This window comes from Clostridium formicaceticum, assembly GCF_001854185.1.
Taxonomy (GTDB): domain Bacteria; phylum Bacillota; class Clostridia; order Peptostreptococcales; family Natronincolaceae; genus Andreesenella; species Andreesenella formicacetica.
On record NZ_CP017603.1, the window covers coordinates 1,856,915 to 1,874,804 of the forward strand.

10 protein-coding genes, 1 pseudogene and 1 other annotated feature are annotated in these 17,890 nt (G+C 35.1%); of the genes and pseudogenes, 7 read left to right on the forward strand and 4 right to left on the reverse strand.

The genetic code is table 11. The features are described 5' to 3' along the window. Window positions 1-270: 270 nt before the first annotated feature. The 3 genes from BJL90_RS22755 to BJL90_RS08485 all read left to right on the forward strand — a co-directional run bounded on the left by BJL90_RS22755 (window position 271) and on the right by BJL90_RS08485 (window position 2,253). Window positions 271-921, forward strand: coding sequence for an RNA polymerase sigma factor (locus tag BJL90_RS22755; protein ID WP_070966547.1), 651 nt, complete (start codon window positions 271-273; stop codon window positions 919-921). Then, window positions 854-1,027 carry a BhlA/UviB family holin-like peptide gene (locus BJL90_RS21420; RefSeq protein ID WP_236905078.1) on the forward strand — a complete coding sequence of 58 codons (174 nt, stop codon included), beginning with the start codon at window positions 854-856 and terminating at the stop codon, window positions 1,025-1,027. The genes BJL90_RS22755 and BJL90_RS21420 overlap by 68 nt, the downstream gene beginning before the upstream one ends. Window positions 1,028-1,458: 431 nt before the next feature. After that, window positions 1,459-2,253, forward strand: coding sequence for a hypothetical protein (locus BJL90_RS08485; RefSeq protein ID WP_070966549.1), 795 nt, complete (start codon window positions 1,459-1,461; stop codon window positions 2,251-2,253). 197 nt (window positions 2,254-2,450) lie between these two features. Here BJL90_RS08485 and BJL90_RS08490 read toward each other — a convergent pair whose 3' ends face one another. Together BJL90_RS08490 and iscB are read right to left on the reverse strand one after the other, a co-directional pair. Further along, complete coding sequence (locus BJL90_RS08490; RefSeq protein WP_070966552.1) at window positions 2,451-3,896, reverse strand: stalk domain-containing protein; 1,446 nt, start codon at window positions 3,894-3,896, stop codon at window positions 2,451-2,453. A gap of 227 nt (window positions 3,897-4,123) precedes the next feature. Beyond that, a pseudogene (iscB, locus tag BJL90_RS22760) lies at window positions 4,124-4,626 on the reverse strand (RNA-guided endonuclease IscB). Window positions 4,627-5,476: 850 nt separating this feature from the next. After that, window positions 5,477-5,700: a binding site (T-box leader), on the forward strand. 67 nt (window positions 5,701-5,767) lie between these two features. On the opposite strand from iscB, the gene ileS reads away from it, so the two are divergent. Both ileS and BJL90_RS08505 read left to right on the forward strand, forming a co-directional pair. Continuing rightward, window positions 5,768-8,872, forward strand: a complete 3,105-nt coding sequence (ileS, locus tag BJL90_RS08500) for an isoleucine--tRNA ligase (protein ID WP_070966558.1) — start codon at window positions 5,768-5,770, stop codon at window positions 8,870-8,872. 128 nt (window positions 8,873-9,000) lie between these two features. Continuing rightward, window positions 9,001-9,828, forward strand: coding sequence for a Gmad2 immunoglobulin-like domain-containing protein (locus BJL90_RS08505; protein WP_070966560.1), 828 nt, complete (start codon window positions 9,001-9,003; stop codon window positions 9,826-9,828). A gap of 34 nt (window positions 9,829-9,862) precedes the next feature. Here BJL90_RS08505 and BJL90_RS08510 read toward each other — a convergent pair whose 3' ends face one another. Both BJL90_RS08510 and BJL90_RS08515 read right to left on the reverse strand, forming a co-directional pair. Then, the gene (locus BJL90_RS08510; protein WP_081561906.1) at window positions 9,863-10,342 is read right to left on the reverse strand and encodes a DsrE/DsrF/DrsH-like family protein; all 480 of its coding nucleotides are present in this window, start codon (window positions 10,340-10,342) and stop codon (window positions 9,863-9,865) included. 184 nt (window positions 10,343-10,526) lie between these two features. Beyond that, window positions 10,527-11,864: an aminotransferase class V-fold PLP-dependent enzyme gene (locus tag BJL90_RS08515; protein ID WP_070966563.1), complete on the reverse strand. Its 1,338-nt coding sequence runs from the start codon at window positions 11,862-11,864 to the stop codon at window positions 10,527-10,529. Between the two features lie 232 nt (window positions 11,865-12,096). On the opposite strand from BJL90_RS08515, the gene BJL90_RS08520 reads away from it, so the two are divergent. Together BJL90_RS08520 and BJL90_RS08525 are read left to right on the forward strand one after the other, a co-directional pair. Beyond that, window positions 12,097-15,537: a pyruvate carboxylase gene (locus tag BJL90_RS08520; protein WP_070966566.1), complete on the forward strand. Its 3,441-nt coding sequence runs from the start codon at window positions 12,097-12,099 to the stop codon at window positions 15,535-15,537. Between the two features lie 249 nt (window positions 15,538-15,786). Then, window positions 15,787-17,664 (forward strand): sensor histidine kinase, encoded by a 1,878-nt coding sequence (locus BJL90_RS08525; RefSeq protein WP_169824204.1) that lies wholly within the window; start codon window positions 15,787-15,789, stop codon window positions 17,662-17,664. Window positions 17,665-17,890: the final 226 nt, after the last annotated feature.

Sequence of the window (17,890 nt, forward strand, 5' to 3'; positions counted from 1 at the left end):
AAACAGTATTTTTATATTTTTCCATTTTTTTGTTTAAACTATAGCCCATTTAAATATAATTCCGATGAATTGAATAGGGTGATATTATAAAATATAGAAAATTTTACAAAATATAACTATTTTTTAAAAATTTTACTCCTACACATCCTTTTTCATCAACATTAGCAAAATTCGTCGAAACAAGACAAATTACACCGGTTTACAAATTCCATCCTAAATTCGCTTGGTGTTAATAGACGCTGATAATTTTTTAACAAAAGGAGGATTTGTATGGAATTATATGACTTACTAAAAAAGGCTAAGGACAATGATAAGGATGCGGCCTATGAAATCATAAAAGATTTTGATGGTGCCTTAAAAAAGCTAAGTAAGAGTTTGCACCATGAAGAAGCAGAAACGGATTTAATCATTGAACTTCTGGAACTAATAAAGACCATTGATATGGAAATATTTAAGCATTCAACTCATAAGCAGATTGCTAAATATATACATATGCATTTGAAAAAGAGAACCGTAGATTTGTTTAGAGCACATAAAAATAAGATCAAGGAACACGTGGAAATAAACTACGATCTAATACCAGATGAAACTGTGGGAGGCATTGAGAATGATACTGCAACATCTATATTGATTCAATCCTTAGTGAAGCAGCAAAGAGATATTATTATTTTAGAATTTATACAGGGCTTTTCAGAAAAAGATATCTCTAAAATACTAGGAATCAGTAGACAAGCTGTTAATAGAGCTCTAAATAATCTAAGAAAATTATACCTAGGGGATGGGGGTGAAACAATTGGAAGAAAAGATGATAGAACTAGCCTCCAGCCAAGGTATATGGACCGTACTTACTGTAATTCTTATATTCTATATTCTCAAAAACCAAGAGAAGAGAGATCTTCGCCAGGAAGAAAGGGAGCTTAAGTATCAAAATATCATATCGAATCTAACGGAAAAGTTAAATCTAGTAGAAGAGATTAAAGAAGATGTATTGGAAATCAAAAACTTTGTTTTCAAAAAAGAAGTCTAAAACCTTGAATTTATCACATTTCATATTTGAAGACATAAAAAAATAAAAAAATTTTTTATGTAGGGGGTTTACATTTTCCCCCTAAAATACGCTTGTATATAGTGAGAAGGAAATAACCGGTTAAAAATTCTCAAGATATAAATCTAAGGTGTGTGGTCAGGATGAACATGATAGAAAGAATCTTAACATTTGAAAGCGTTCTTTAAAAAATGAATACGTATTTTATGATCGTCCTTCATCATGCTGCACATCCTAGTGGGACTGTAGATGACATACATAGGTGGCATAAACAGAATGGATGGAGTGGATTTGGCTATCACTTTCTTATTAGATAGCGATCGTAACTTTGATACAAGTGTAGGGCGAAATGAACTGACCAGAAAGTAGAAGTCTAGCAAAATATAAATAAAAAAGAAAAGGAGAGATTCATTATGGGAGGATATAGTTGTACAAGAAAAATTAAAGAAACAATTAAAGGAAAAGAGGCTTATGGAATGGTTACAATTCCTTCTTATTATGCAGGGATTTGCCCCGGTGATTCTGACCCGAATCAGATTCCTAAGAATGTTGTACCTGAAATATTTTTTGGGTTTTATTGCCCAAACGGTATTGATATTGGTATAAGAGTCGCTGGAGGCGGAGGCTGGAGACCTTTTTGTTACGGTAATCCTGGTATTTGCACTGGTAATGATGGTGCGATTTTCTCTACCACTGCAGTAAAACCAGGAACCGTGCTTTATATGAGAGCATGGATTGAAAAAGTAGGAACTTCATATTATGCTAAACTAAATGTTTCAAAAACAGGATATAGTGGAACAGACTTAATGAGCACTCCATTATCCACTAAATTAAGTAACAGTTTCGGTGAAAAGGCTTTATCTTCGGAGTCTGGTTCGGGTTGTGATGTTAATAGAGAAATCGTAATTGCAGCCAATCCCACTAGTTATGAGACCAGTGGGGCATACGAAATAAATGCTAAGTGGGGTGTTTGTGGGGTAGTTTCACCTACTAATCTGACTTATGTTTGGACAGATGCAAATAGTTATGAATTCCCATCTGGGACAAGCGGAAGAACACAAGGGGCTAGCGGAAAGTACGTTCTGCAACTTAGAAAAGACGGTGGAGATTATAGTCCAAGTAGAATTAAGGTTGGTTCTGTTACAAATACAACTAGCGGTGCAACGGAAACAGTAAGTATTGATTTCAGAAGTACTCCTCAGATTTAAATAAAAATAAAAGGGTGAAAACCCTTTTATTTTTATTTAAAGTAAAATAATTATCCACCCGTAGACACTTATACGGTGCAAGTAAGAATATAAATCTTGAGACATAGAAATTAAGGTGGGTTCTATTTTTCGTTTAAGCAACTTTGCAAATGCCTAAAAATATTTTGACTTATATATTTTAACATGAGATTGTATTACTAGGGGGTCACTTTTGTCTGTACAAGGGGGGTCACTTTTAATTGTAAATCATCATTTTGTATCTGTATTGTTTTTGTATCTTGATTCCAAACTATCTTGGCACCTATATTATCTGAAAGAAATCTAACAGGGACAAAAGTTCTTCCATTTATTAATTTTGGGGGAACGTCTAATAAAATTGTTTCTGCTTTCTTTCCGTCATCAAAAATATCTACAGAGGCTTCATTTAATCCAATTTGCAAGCAAATAATTTTTTCGCTATTTTGTAAAGTAATAGATTGATTTGTATTATCCCACTCAACGGCATACCCTAGAGCCTCTGATATAGTTCTAAAAGGAGCTAAGGTTCGTCCATTCTCTATAATTGGCTCTTGATCTAAATACAACCATCTATCATTAATGTAAACGTTAATTTCTCTTTGATCAATTAATGGATTTTTTAAAGTTACTTCTGTATTATTACTTTGTAATATTGCTCTAAAATATCCATTTTTGCTAAAATCCATACTACTATACTTACAAGGAATTACTAAATTGCCTTTCTGATCTATACAACCATACCCGGCAGCACTTTTCACAACAGCAAGTCCTTCATTAAACTCGTAGATTTCGTCATATTTCTCTAAATCTGTAAAAATACTTCCATTCACATCGACTATAGCATGTTTCACAAAATCCGTCAAAAAATTTCCATTTATATCGACTATGGCAATTTTACCACTTTGATCTAGTAAACCATAGCCATTTGTAAAATCACCTACACCATCGTACTTACATTCAAACAATATTTTTCCGTCAAATCTTATATATCCATACTTATAAGAACTTCCTTCTTTCTTCGAAACCATAAATACATTGCTTTGCTCTGAATAACATTGAATGTTATCATACTCAGCAGGTATAACTACTGTCCCGTCTCCTTTAATAGCCCCCCAATAACCATTCTTATTAACTAAAAATACTCCACCTTTTCCAGTGCTTCTTCCATTTACCATGTATATACCATCATAAAAATAATCTGTAACTAAATTTCCTTTAGAGTCAATCAATGCTGATTTTATTGGCAAAGACGGATTATTCGAAGGAACACTAACAATTCCATATCTGCCATTATAAAAATCCACTGTTCCCAATTCTTTTTTAAACTTTAATATTTCTCCCTTAGTGTCAATAGCACTATATTCTCTGCTATTTTCATCTTCGGTATATACTATTCCCACCCCATTATTAAAATTACCTGCACCATCATAAATAAATGGTGTTAATGGATTTCCTTCGTTATCCACATATCCCAGTAATCCATTAGAATTCATTGCAGTACGAAAACCGTCATATGATTTTCCAAGAATTTCATATTGATTTAAGTTATCTGTTGCATAACATAGATTAGTAGAAGTTAATAACAATAACATTGCTAAAATTAATATACTCATGTTTTTTTTCATAAACACTTGCCAGGAAACCACGATCCCTTTAGGGTCGTGGAGGAATGTCCTTGACGTTCCCTAACCTGACGTCCTCCTTTCCCATAGTAAAGTTTTTCTTGTTTCTAACAACGCAATTTTCTTACAATTTAAACTACCCTTGTTTACCTTTGTACCATCTAGTTTTCTGATGTCAAAAAAACCACTACTACGTCTACCAAATACAAAATATTCTTTCCCATGGTATTTTACTTTATCGAACAACCTAAAGCCTTTAACCTCAAATGGTGCTTGGTTAGGATTTTTGATATAGGTAATATCTTTTGAATTTCTGCTACAATTCTAAAATGAGATTGTATTTTATGCTCAATACTAGGTGCTAACCATCCTTTTTTCTTTCTTTTAACGCTATTATTAAACCTTACTTTCCTATACCTTAACCTATTTCTCCTAGTACGCCTGTTTTGTCTTCTAGTAGAAAGTAAGTCTACTATGTCAGTCCTTAATTCAACTTCTGCTGAAAACAGTTCTTCTTTTTCTGTAGTAGAGCACTTATACCTATATGTTTGCTGCCTGCATCTACACCTAAGGCTATTTCTTGTGTATATCCAGAACTACCAAATAGCAACTGGATTGTAAATGGTGTTCTTTTAACTACTTTTGCTTTGCCTTGTTTTAATAGTTTTCTTGCTTTTCTTGGTTTGCATGGCATTAATGGTTTGCCATGTTTGTTAATTACATAGACTAGCATTTAGTCCATCTCCTTTCAGAGTGAGTAGCCATAGACAATGTTATAAAGGCTTGTTAGGTATAGCACACTATTCCTACCCATCAGAATTGTTTAATACTATACGATAGTGCTACAGACTTGGCTAAATATCCGTAGGTATCATGACCCAAATAACGTAGTTCTCGAAGAACTTAGTCTAATCAATAAGAGCTTTTACAAGCTCCGAACCTTTAGGTTCGTGGTTTATTGACATTTACAATCCCTTCCTTTCACTTATTTAGAACAGCCTGCACATTCCATAATATGTAAATTATATCACAATATTCACATTTATAGGTTACATATACATTACATTTTGTATGTCTCTTTTCAACTAATCCCTAAATACCGTTTTACTATAGTTAAGACGAATTTTGGGATTAGTTGAGGTTGTGCAACATGTAAGGTTTTTGTGATAATGAAATTTCATGACACAAAACTACTGTTTTCATATTTTGAGATGTTACAAAAGTATAGCTAGTCTTTTTGAGATAGATTTATGGCTGTTTATTTCATTAGTCGTTGCCGTATACCATTAACATTTCATGAAAATCTGTACTTACTTATTTGTTCGTGTAAATATGCTATAATTATGTGAATATTTGAAAAAGGAGGGGTTTCATTGAAGAGAAACTGGGAACGCACCCCTTAGTATATTAAAATTGATAGGCTTGTATCTTATATATAATGTATATTTTTTTACAAATAGGTCAAAATTCATACAAGTAGATAAAAGCCAATTTGCTTGACTTTTATAGAGAACTAATTATATAATGTATTTTAAAGGTTTACCAAAACCTTTAAAGATGAATATAAACAAATATTTTCATAAATAATTGCTATGAAGAGGACAGTAGTAAAGAGTTAGCGTTTACAGAGAGATAATCATGTGGTGAGAGATTATTACGGAGCTTTTTATGAAAATCACCTTGGAGCAGAGGGCCTGAAACAGTAGTAAGGTCTTCCGTAGACATACGTTATCATGTGTTAGAGTGACAAGGTGAAGGGACACTTACCTTGTAAGAAGGGTGGTACCGCGGTTTATTCGCCCCTAGAGTATTCTAGGGGCTTTTTTATATTTTTGGCGCAATTTTGAATGTAGCTTAGAAAGGATGGGAAAACAATGAAAGGATTTAAATCTTTATCTAATGTTCCTGTAGCTGAAAGAGAAAAGGCTGTAGCTGAATTATGGGATAAAAACGAAATTCTCGATAAAAGTATTACAAATCGTGAGGGAGCAAAGTCTTTTGTGTTTTTTGAAGGACCGCCAACAGCCAATGGTAGACCGGGAATTCATCACGTTATTTCAAGAACATTAAAAGATTCAGTATGTAGATACCATACAATGGTAGGAGAACAAGTAAAGAGAAAGGCTGGGTGGGATACCCATGGTTTGCCGGTAGAAATTGAAGTAGAAAAGCAGTTGAAGCTTTCTAGTAAGGTAGAAATCGAAAACTATGGTATTGCAGCTTTTAATGAAAAATGTAGAGAGTCTGTTTTTTCCTATGAGAAACAGTGGAGGGAAATGACCAGAAGAATGGGTTATTCCATTGACTTAGACAATCCCTATATTACTTTAGACAATAACTATATCGAATCTGTATGGTGGATTTTAGATAAGTTCTTTAAAGAAGGCTATATTTATGAAGGACATAAAATTCTACCTTATTGTCCGAGATGTGGAACAGGTTTGGCTTCTCATGAGGTTTCTCAAGGATATAAAGAAATTAAATCCAATACAGTCATTGTTCCTATGAAAAGAAAAGATGCTGAAGAGTATTTCTTAGTATGGACAACTACCCCTTGGACATTGGCTTCTAACGTAGCTTTAGCAGTGCATCCTGAAGTAACCTATGTAAAGGTAAAGCACAATGATAAGGTATATATTGTAGCAAAAGCTTTGGCTTCTAAGGTCATCGGTGATGAATATGAAGTCATAGAAGAAGTAAAGGGTCAAGATTTAGAATATATAGAGTACGAACAACTGATGCCTTTTGTCAAGCCAGATAAAAAAGCTTTCTTTGTTACTGTAGCTGATTATGTAACAACAGAAGACGGTACTGGAATTGTTCACATTGCACCTGCCTTTGGTGAAGATGACTACCAGGTAGGTAGAAGATATGATCTTCCTGTATTACAGCCCGTAAGTGAAGAAGGAAAATACACCACCACGCCTTGGGAGGGTCAATTTGTTATTGATGCTGATGTTGACATTATCAAATGGCTTCACGGAGAAGGAAAGCTATTTAAAAAGGAAAAGATGGATCATAATTATCCTCACTGCTGGCGTTGTTCAACACCACTGCTTTACTATGGAAAGCCAAGCTGGTACATTGAAATGACCAAGCTAAAGGATCAATTGATCGAAAACAACAATAGTGTCAACTGGTATCCCGATTATGTGGGGGAAAAGCGTTTTGGTAACTGGCTAGAAAACTTGAATGATTGGGCATTATCTAGAAATCGTTATTGGGGAACACCATTAAACATTTGGCGTTGTGAATGTGGCAGCACTACCTCTGTAGGTTCAAGAAAAGAACTAATAGAAAGAGCCATTGAAAATCTTGACGAAACAGTAGAACTTCATAGACCTCATGTAGATGATATCCACTTAAAGTGTCAGGATTGTGGTGGTACGATGACGAGGGTAACGGAAGTAATAGACTGTTGGTTTGACAGCGGAGCCATGCCTTTTGCACAACATCACTATCCTTTTGAAAACAAAGAAAACTTTGATACACTATTCCCAGCAGACTTTATCTGTGAAGGAATCGACCAAACAAGAGGATGGTTCTATTCGTTACTGGCAATTTCTACCTTTGTTATGGGAAGAGCACCTTATAAAAATGTATTGGTAAATGATTTGATCTTAGATAAAAATGGTCAAAAAATGTCAAAATCTAAGGGAAATACGGTAGACCCCTTTGATTTATTTGATAAGTATGGTGCAGATGCTCTAAGATGGTATTTATTGCATGTATCACCGGCTTGGACACCTACACGATTTGACATTGAAGGGTTAAAAGAAGTACAAAGTAAGTTCTTTACTACTATTGAAAATGTATATGCCTTTTTTACTTTGTATGCCAATACAGATGAGATTAATCCTAAGGATTTCTTTATTGCGTATAAAGAACGTCCAGAGTTGGATCGATGGATTTTATCAAAATACAACAGTCTTGTAAAGGAAGTAAGGGCTGATATGGAGGCATATGACCTGACAAAGGCTGTGAGAAAGATTCAGGAGTTTGTGAATGAAGACCTTTCAAATTGGTACATTAGAAGAGCTAGAAGACGTTTCTGGGCTACAGAGCTAACCAATGATAAAAAGGCAGTTTATAATACAACTTTTGAAATTCTTGTAGGAGTGTCTAAGTTAGTGGCACCTTTTGCTCCCTTCTTATCAGATGAAATGCATGAGAAGTTGACAGGAGAGTTATCTGTTCACCTTGCAGACTATCCTGTAGCAGACGCTGCGCTGATCGACAAAGAAGTAGAGGAAAAGATGGACCTGGTAAGGGACTTAGTAGGATTAGGCAGAGCTGCAAGAGCACAGTCTAAGATGAAAGTACGTCAACCGCTGCAAAAAATATTGGTGGATGGTAAGTATGAGACCTTAATTGCTGACCTTGTACCATTAATCCAAGAAGAATTAAATGTCAAGGAAGTTCACTTTGAAAAGAATTTAAAGGATTTTATGGACTTTAGTCTAAAGCCAAACTTTAGAGTAGCAGGGCCTGAATTAGGAAGTAAAATCAAAGCCTTCGGTAAAGCTCTTGGAAATCTAGATGCATCTGTTGTTGTACCGAAATTAGAAGCAGGTGAGAAGGTAGACTTAGAGCTTGAGGGAGAAAATTTTGAGGTTGGTAAGGATTATGTAATGATCAACATTTCTGCGAAGGAAGGTTTTACAGTGGAAATGGAAAATAATCTATTTGTTATTTTAGACACCACCTTAACTCAAGAACTCATTGATGAAGGTTTTGCCCGTGAGTTCGTTTCTAAAGTGCAGCAGATGAGAAAAAATAGCGGCTTCGAAGTAGCGGACAATATCAAAATCTACTTTAATGGAGATGACGAAATCACCAAGGCAGTGGAGCTTTACAAGTCTTATATCATGCAGGAAACCTTAGCAGTAACCATTGACAGTGTTGAAGATAATGACTTAGAAAAACAAAACTTAAATGATCATGATACTGGCATAAAAATTGAAAAGGTAGAAGCTTAAATACACCTTAACATCTCCAGATAATTATTATCTGGAGATGTTTTTATATAATCTTAGAGAGAAATTTCTACACCAATGAAATAAGTATAAATAAAAGTGGGTATGTTAAAAGCAGGAGGTGTATTATAATGAAGAAACTTTTTCTATGGGTGCTGTGTTTATGCATAGGTATAGGCATGATAGGCTGCCAGCCTGAAGAGGAACAAACCCCACCACCACAGCAGCAGGAGGATCCAGTTGAAACCCCTGAGGAGGACCCAAATGTACATAGGGATATTAAGGAAGATCTACGGGATAGAATGCGAATTGTAGAGGAAGATACTGTCCCTTCGGCTGTTAAAGAATGGTTTCAGCAATTTGGCAATGAAGAGGGTGCTTATGTTTATCAACATCCAGATGCTACCTATATAAGAATTAATGCTGGAGAAAGACCTACAGGAGGCTATGGTATCATTGTAGAAGATTATCTAGAAGAAGAGTATCCAAGAGTAATCTTAGTAGATATGATGATGCCGGATGATGAGGATGTGGTTACCCAAGCCATTGCTTATCCTTCTATCACCCTACAAATTGATACAGATATGGTATCTGAATATGAAGTTAGAACAATGGATGGTGAAACCTTTCCTACAGAAAGCAAATTGGTTCATGCCGTACTAGAGCTGCCAGAAGAAGGGGAAGAAATTAATAACCCTGTGGAAATAAGAGGAAGGATTATTGCCTTTGAAGGAAGTTTTATTGTGCGTATCTTGGATGATGAGGATGAATTAATTCATGAAGAACATTTACAAGCGGACGCAGGAGGACCCTATTGGGGAAATTTCAGAGACGAAGTGAGATACCCTGTTACTGACGCAGAAAAAGGAAGGGTAGAGATTGGAGAATACAGCGCCAAAGATGGGGAATATATAATGCGAGAACAGGTGTCTGTAAGATTTAAGAATAATGAAGAGTAAAAAAGATGGCCTCTGTCAAAAGGCCATCTTTTTTTTAAATAAACAATTGCATGTCCGATGCCAAAGCATCCTCTAAGTAAGTTTTTGCATCTACGATTTCTAATTCAGGAATTAACTCTTCCTTTTTTAATCCCATAATTTCTACAGATAGCTTGCAGCCATAAAAACGCACTCCTTTTTTTATAGCACCATTTAAAAAATCTATTAATCGTGGGGCTTTGTCATCCTCCATCATTTCCAGTAACATTTGCTTACCAATCCCACTGAAATTCATTTTAGAGAGGGGAAGTTCTTCGGGCCCTTTAGGCGTCATCATACTAAACATTTTTTCGTAGGTGGTTTTATCCTCTAAGGTCATCTTTTCAGGGTCCCGTAACAAGAATAGCCCCCAAAAAGCAAAAAATAACGTTACTTCAACCTCCATCTCCCGTGCAGCATTAGCGATGATTAACGCTGATAAAGCTTTATCGTATTCTCCACTGAACATGAGCAAATTTATCTTTTTGTTTTCCAAATAAAGCACCTGCCTTTCTATATAATTTCACAAACCCTAAGATCCTCCGACTCCGCTTTGCTCCCCTCAGGATGACAAATTATGGCTTAAGTCAACGCTAATGATATGCTATTTTAGTGTAACCACTTTTCCTTATCAAAAACCTTATCCATAGAAAAAACCATGTAATGAATACCACATGGTTTTAGAAGGATAAATGCCTATACTTGGATAGATAGGCTTTTTTATTTTTTGAAATTTTAGAAAGGAGTTTAATCAATTGATCTATTTCATCGAAGGAATTATACAATCCAAAGCTTATTCGAACAACGCCAGGATGAGGCAGGGAAGGATCTTCTATGCGGTTTTTAATTTCTTCAGCGGATATGTTTAATAATCTTTGAATGTAAGGTTGCGCACAAAAACAACCATTTCTTACAGCAATAGCACCTTCTTGAGCAAGAATAGTGGCTACCATACTATGAGACATATTATGAATATTAAAGGGAATAATGCTAACACGATCTTTGCTATTAAAGGCGTCTCCATAAAAAATAAGATCATCGATATCCTTAAGCCTACTTAAAGCGTACTCCATTAATTTTCTTTCATAAATTTCTATGTCTTCCATTCCTAACTTTTTTAAAGTTTTTATAGCAGTGACTATAGCTAATACCCCCATCACATTAGGTGTTCCGGCTTCTTCCTTTAGGGGAGGATCATTCCACTTTATAGTATCATGTGTCACAATTTCTACTGTACCACCTCCTGAATAATCTGGGGCACCCTTCTCAAAAAACTTCTTGGGGCCAATTAAAACTCCTGTACCAAAAGGAGCATACATTTTATGACCAGAAAAAACAAGAAAATCGATATGTTGAGAATTATCAGGAGATTTCATATTTATTGATGCATGAGGCACTAACTGCGCTCCATCTATTAGAATTTTAGCTCCATAACGATGGGCTAATTCAGCAATCTGATCTATAGGATTGATATAACCTGTTACATTAGAGGCTCCAGTCACCGCTACTAGCTTTACTTTTCCTTTATAATAGAGGAGTTTTGATTCTAAGTCCCCTAGAGATAACTTTCCTTCTTGGTCAATATCAATATAGTCTACTGTATATTTATTCCTCCAGGGCAAGTCGTTAGAATGATGCTCCATAAATGTGGATAAAATAACACCATCTTTATAAGTATCCAGCAGTCTATTGGATAGTTTATTGATAGCTTCTGTGGTATTTTTAAGAAAGATAATTGTGTCATGTTTTAAATCTGCTCCTACAAAATCAGCAATCGTGCTGCGGGCATTTTCGTAGAAGTTAGAAGAAACTTGAGATTTATAACCAGTACCACGATGTACTGAAGCATACCAAGGTGAAAAGTTCATAATTTCCTCCAGCACAGGTAGAAAGGGAGGGGTGGTGGCGGCGTTGTCAAAATTGATAACAGTGGTGTACTTTCCGTTGGGAAGAGATATTTTTGTATCAATGCCGGCGATCAACTTTCTGGCTTCTGCAAAGGGATGTATGTAGCTCATTTTTATCACCCACCTAAATAGTATTCTTCTTAAACATTCTATGCATTAAAGGAAGAAAGGGTGATTACAGAAAATGGATTCAACAAAAACACTTTTTATTGAAAAAATATTGTAAAGAATCTTGCAAAGGATATTAAGATTTTATATAATAGTTCTAATTATTATTTATTAAGGTGGGTTAATAAATATTCAATTATTTAGTATAAAATTAGTAGAAGGAGATGGGAATCTAATGGGTGTAGAAAAGTTTAAGAGAGTATTAGTGGCAAACCGTGGCGAAATTGCTATTAGAATTTTCCGCGCTTGTCATGAACTAGGAATTCGGACAGTAGCCATTTATTCTAATGAAGATCAATGTGCTTTATTTAGAACAAAAGCCGACGAATCTTATTTAATAGGGAAAAATAAAGGGCCGGTGGAAGCCTACTTAAATATTGAAGAAATTATTAGTATCGCACTTAAAAAAGGTGTAGACGCTATCCACCCAGGATATGGATTTTTGTCAGAAAACGCCGAATTTTCTAAAAAGTGCAAAGAAGCAGGTATTGTCTTTATTGGTCCCTCTCATGAAATGATTGAACAATTAGGAGATAAAATTCAATCAAAGCTAGTAGCTAAAAAAGCGGAAGTACCAACGATTCCAGGGGTAGAAAAACCTATTGCTTCTGATGAGGAGGCGAAGGAGTTTGCTGCCTACTGTGGCTATCCGGTAATGATTAAGGCAGCAGCTGGCGGTGGCGGTAGAGGGATGAGAATTGTTACCAAGGAAGAAGAGCTGTTGGATGCTTTCCATAGCGCAAAAAGTGAAGCAAAAAAAGCTTTTGGTAATGATGATATCTTTATTGAGAAATTTCTGGAAAAACCAAAGCATATCGAAGTACAGGTGTTAGGCGATGAATATGGTAATATGGTGCATCTTTTTGAAAGAGATTGTTCTATTCAAAGACGTCATCAAAAAGTAGTTGAATTTACACCAGCGCTAACTTTAACCCTGGAACAAAGGGAAGCGATTTGCAATGATGCTTTAAAAATTGCAAAAGCAGTAAATTATAAAAGTGCTGGAACTGTGGAGTTTCTCGTAGATGTTCATGGGAATCACTATTTTATCGAGATGAACCCGAGAATTCAGGTAGAACATACTGTTACAGAAATGGTAACAGGCATTGATATTGTACAAAGTCAAATATTGATTGCCCAAGGTTATACTTTAGATTCACCAGAAGTAGGGATCGGTAGTCAGGAAATGATTAAACCAAGAGGATATTCTATACAATGTAGGGTAACCTGCGAAGATCCTGCCAATCAATTTGCCCCAGATACAGGAAGAATTGATGTGTATAGAACTGGTTCTGGTTTTGGCGTCCGTTTAGATGGTGGTAATGGGTACACAGGAGCAGAAATCAGTCCTTATTATGATAGCTTATTGGTGAAGGTTACCTCATGGTCTAGAACCTTTGAAGATGCTGTAAGAAAATCTATCCGCTCCATCAGAGAGTTAAAGGTATCTGGGGTAAAGACCAACGCCGACTTTTTAATCAATGTATTAAATCATGAGGCATTTTTAAAGGGAGAATGCGACACTGGATTTATTGCCAATAATCCGAAGCTTTTAGATATCAAGCCTAAGAATGATAAAGAATTAAAACTATTGAGGTATATTGGAGAAAAAGTGGTTAATGAAACAAAGGGTATTAGCAAAGAGTTTGATGTTCCAGTAGTTCCGCAGGTAGAAAGGCCTCAGGATCTAAGGGGAACAAAACAAATTCTAGATGAGCAAGGACCGGAAGGATTAGTAAAATGGATCAAACAGCAACAAAAGCTATTGCTGACAGATACTACTATGAGGGATGCACATCAGTCTTTGATGGCAACAAGAGTAAGAACAAGAGATATGCTGAAAATAGGAAAAGCTACCTCTGTGCTAGCAAAAGATTTATTTTCTTTAGAAATGTGGGGGGGAGCTACCTATGATGTAGCCTATAGATTTTTACATGAATCTCCTTGGATACGCTTAGAAGAGCTTCGTAAACGAATCCCTAATATATTATTCCAAATGCTTTTAAGAGGAAGCAATGGGGTAGGATATAAAAACTATCCTGATAATGTAATTAGAGAATTTATCAAGGAGGCTGCTGCTACAGGTATTGATGTTTTTAGAATCTTTGATTCTTTAAACTGGTTAAAGGGAATGGAAGTAGCTATTGATGAAGTTTTAAAAACTGGCAAAGTGGCAGAGGCTTGTGTATGTTACACTGGTGACATATTAGATACCAGTAAAGACAAATACAGCCTGCAGTACTATGTAAATATGGCAAAAGAGTTAGAAAAGATGGGAGCACATATTTTAGCGATTAAGGATATGTCTGCTTTATTAAAGCCTTATGCAGCTCGAAAATTGATTAAGGCACTAAAAGATGAAATTTCTATTCCTATTCATCTTCATACCCATGATACCAGTGGTAATGGTATTGCTACTGTATTGATGGCAGCAGAAGCAGGTGTAGATATTATAGATACTGCTATTAATAGTATGTCAGGACTTACCAGCCAGCCACCATTAAACTCTGTAGTGGCAGCACTAGAAAATACTGACAGACATACTGGCATGAACGTAGATGATCTGGAAAAAATTTCTCATTATTGGAGTGCGGTACGACCAGTTTATAGCCAATTTGAGTCTGATTTAAAATCCGGGACAGCTGAAATTTATAAATATGAAATCCCTGGCGGTCAGTATTCCAACTTAAAACCACAGGTAGAGAGCTTTGGCTTAGGTCACCGATTTGACGAAGTAAAGGAAATGTATAAAACCGTTAATGAAATGGTAGGAGATATTGTAAAGGTAACACCTTCTTCAAAAATGGTGGGGGATTTAGCGATATTTATGGTACAAAACGATTTAACGCCTAAAAACATCTATGAAAAGGCAAAAGATATGCCTTTCCCTGATTCTGCTGTAGCCTACTTTAAGGGAATGATGGGACAGCCAGCAGGAGGTTTTCCTGAAAAACTACAGAATTTAGTACTAAAGGGAGAGGAAGCTATTACCTGTAGACCCGGAGAGCTATTACCACCAGAGGACTTTGATGCAATTGAAGCCCATCTGAAGGAAAACTATAATATGAAGCCTAATATGAAAAATCTATTGAGTTATGCCCTATATCCTAAGGTATATGAAGACTATCTAAACTATATTTCTGAATATGGAGACTTAAGTAGGATGGGTAGCGACATATTTTTCCATGGTTTAGCAGAGGGAGAAACCAGTGAAATAGAAATTGCAGAAGGAAAGGTATTAATTGTGAAGCTTCAAGATATCGGGAAACTGGATAATACAGGACACCGTTCTGTAGTCTTTGAAGTAAATGGCAATCGTAGAGAAATAAAAGTATTTGACAAAGCCAGCGGTATTACCAATAAACAGCAACTTATTCAGATGGCAGATCCTAATAATAAGTTTGAGGTGGGTGCTAGTATTCCTGGAACAGTTCTGAAGGTACTAGTAAAAGCTGGAGAAGAGGTTAAGGAGAATCAAAGCATTATCTTAGTAGAAGCTATGAAGATGGAGACCAATATTGTTGCTCCTGTAGCAGGTATTGTAGATACCGTTTTTGTAGAAGAATTGCAGCAGGTAAAAGCTGGAGAACTATTGGTGAGAATAAGAGAAGCATAAACTTTAAAAAAATTGCCTAGGAAATAGGCAGTTTTTTTGTGGAAAAAACTAGAAAGGAGCAAAAAAAAATATATAGGAACCCCGTTTCAAAAAAAATTGCCAAAGCATGGATACTGTCGACATTGCTTACCTTACTTCGACAGAAGAAATAAGATATAGTAAACAAAGTATAAGAGAAGACAAGTATAATAAGGATATGGGGTGGAGAGATAGGTGGCTCATGATCTGTTTAAAAAGCGCTATAATACAATGGGTTTTAGAGGTAAAGCTGTTTTAATGTTAGTGGCATTCATACCATTGTTGATTTATTTAATTTTTAATACTATTTCTATTTCTAGGACTTTTTTGCATATGAGAGAAAATGAAGTGAAGGAAGCATTAAGTCATGCAGAAAAGATTTTTGCGTTTAAGGGAGAAGTCTTAGCTACAGTGATAAAACCTTTTGCATCTTGTGAAACTGCCTATGAAAAAATAATAGAAGGTGATAAGCGTTGGTTTCAACAAAATTATGGGTATAACTTATATCAAAAATTTCAAGTGGATTTTGTTATAGTATTAGATAGGGATGGACAAGTCTTTTATCAATATGATTTGTTTTTAGGAAATGATGACCCTTTAGGGCAAACAGATAAAGTGGAGAACTTTACCACTTCTTTATTGAGTACAGATAAAAATAATACTTATGGTTTGCTTAAGCATAGAGAAGGGATATATATTGTAGCAGCGGCTCCCATTAAACCAACAGATAGTGATGTAAAAGCGAAGGATATGTTGATTATGGGAAGAAAGGTTACACCCCAGTTATTAAGATATATTGAAAAAGAGTATGGGTACAAAACCTTTGTTTCTTTTAATGACAAGATTATTACTCCTTATAACCATGCAAAAGCAGAAGAGGAGATGAGAAAAAAAGTTGAAAAATATATCAAAGGTTTTGGTTTAGGAGAAAGCAAGGTCATAGAGAATAACGAAGTGATGGCAAAAACAGTACTTAAAGATATATTCGATAAACCTATAGGAGATTTGATTTTAATCCAATCTTGGGACTTTTATTTAGCTACACTGTCTTTAGTTTATAAAAATGCTTTTAAAGTATTTGTTATATCTATCATTGCTACTATACTATTATCTACCTGGTTGAATAAATTTACTATGAGACCATTGGAGAAGATTAGAAATAGTATTCATGAAATGAGCACGTCTCAAACGTTGAATTATATAGAAATAGAAGGACCTAATGAAATCATAGATTTGGCTCAGGTTTTCAACACAATGGTAGAAAATATACAGAATGAAAAAAGGCTAAATGAAGATTTGCGTGAAAAATTAGAATATGATAATCTGAAGAGTGAGTTTTTGGCGAATGTTTCTCACGAACTGAGAACGCCTTTAAATGTTATTCTAGGCAGTTTACAGCTTTGGGAGCTGGAAAACAAATACAATCAAGAACAAATTAAGAGTAACAAACATCTAAAGGTAATGAAACAAAATTGTTATAGATTATTAAGACTAGCAAATAATTTAATAGATATGACGAAAATTGACTCGGGTTTTCTAGAATTAAGACGAAATAATTATAATATTGTTGCAGTAGTAGAGGATATTACTATGTCGGTATCAGAGTATATAGAAAGCCATCAAATAGACTTGATATTTGATACGGAGATAGAAGAAAAATTTATCTTTTGCGATCCTGATAAAATTGAAAGAATTATTTTAAACCTTTTATCCAATGCTGTTAAATGCACAAAGCCTGGTGGGAAAATAGAAGTAAACTTGAAGGATCAAGGAGGAACAATTTTAGTTTTTGTTAAAGATACCGGGATAGGAATACAAGAAGAAAAACAGAAGGTTATCTTTGAAAGATTTCGGCAGGTGGAAGATCTTCTTACAAGGCAGCATGAGGGCAGTGGTCTAGGCCTAACTTTGACAAAATCTTTGGTGGAGATGCATGAAGGGACAATTACGCTAGAAAGTAAATATGGAGAAGGAACTACATTTATTATAGAACTTCCTGCGAAGGTAGTAAGTGATAGAGAGCAAGTTATATTTAATAAAGAGGATGGATTAGGGCCCAGTCAATTGGAAAGAATTAGCATTGAGTTTTCAGACATCTACTGTAGTTAAAACATTTGTAATTAAAACATTACTAGTAATAAATTCAGTTACAATTCAGTGAGGGTATAATTCCCCTGAATGAAGGCTCATTTTATTTTTGTTCTTATGAAATTGCTAGCATATATGCATTTTACTTGTTTTTAGCGTCAGATAAGTAGTGTTTTCCTTTGACAAAACATGTTATAATATCTTCATAAGCTATATGCTTATAAATTCTAGAAAAAAATAAACTTTT

Bases quoted from the DNA above. Each gene is read 5' to 3' on its own strand.
- BJL90_RS22755 (WP_070966547.1), top strand. From the start codon at position 271: ATGGAATTATATGACTTACTAAAAAAGGCTAAGGACAATGATAAGGAT.
- BJL90_RS08485 (WP_070966549.1), top strand. From the start codon at position 1,459: ATGGGAGGATATAGTTGTACAAGAAAAATTAAAGAAACAATTAAAGGA.
- BJL90_RS08490 (WP_070966552.1), bottom strand. From the start codon at position 3,896: ATGAAAAAAAACATGAGTATATTAATTTTAGCAATGTTATTGTTATTA.
- ileS (WP_070966558.1), top strand. From the start codon at position 5,768: ATGAAAGGATTTAAATCTTTATCTAATGTTCCTGTAGCTGAAAGAGAA.
- BJL90_RS08505 (WP_070966560.1), top strand. From the start codon at position 9,001: ATGAAGAAACTTTTTCTATGGGTGCTGTGTTTATGCATAGGTATAGGC.
- BJL90_RS08515 (WP_070966563.1), bottom strand. From the start codon at position 11,864: ATGAGCTACATACATCCCTTTGCAGAAGCCAGAAAGTTGATCGCCGGC.
- BJL90_RS08520 (WP_070966566.1), top strand. From the start codon at position 12,097: ATGGGTGTAGAAAAGTTTAAGAGAGTATTAGTGGCAAACCGTGGCGAA.
- BJL90_RS08525 (WP_169824204.1), top strand. From the start codon at position 15,787: ATGGGTTTTAGAGGTAAAGCTGTTTTAATGTTAGTGGCATTCATACCA.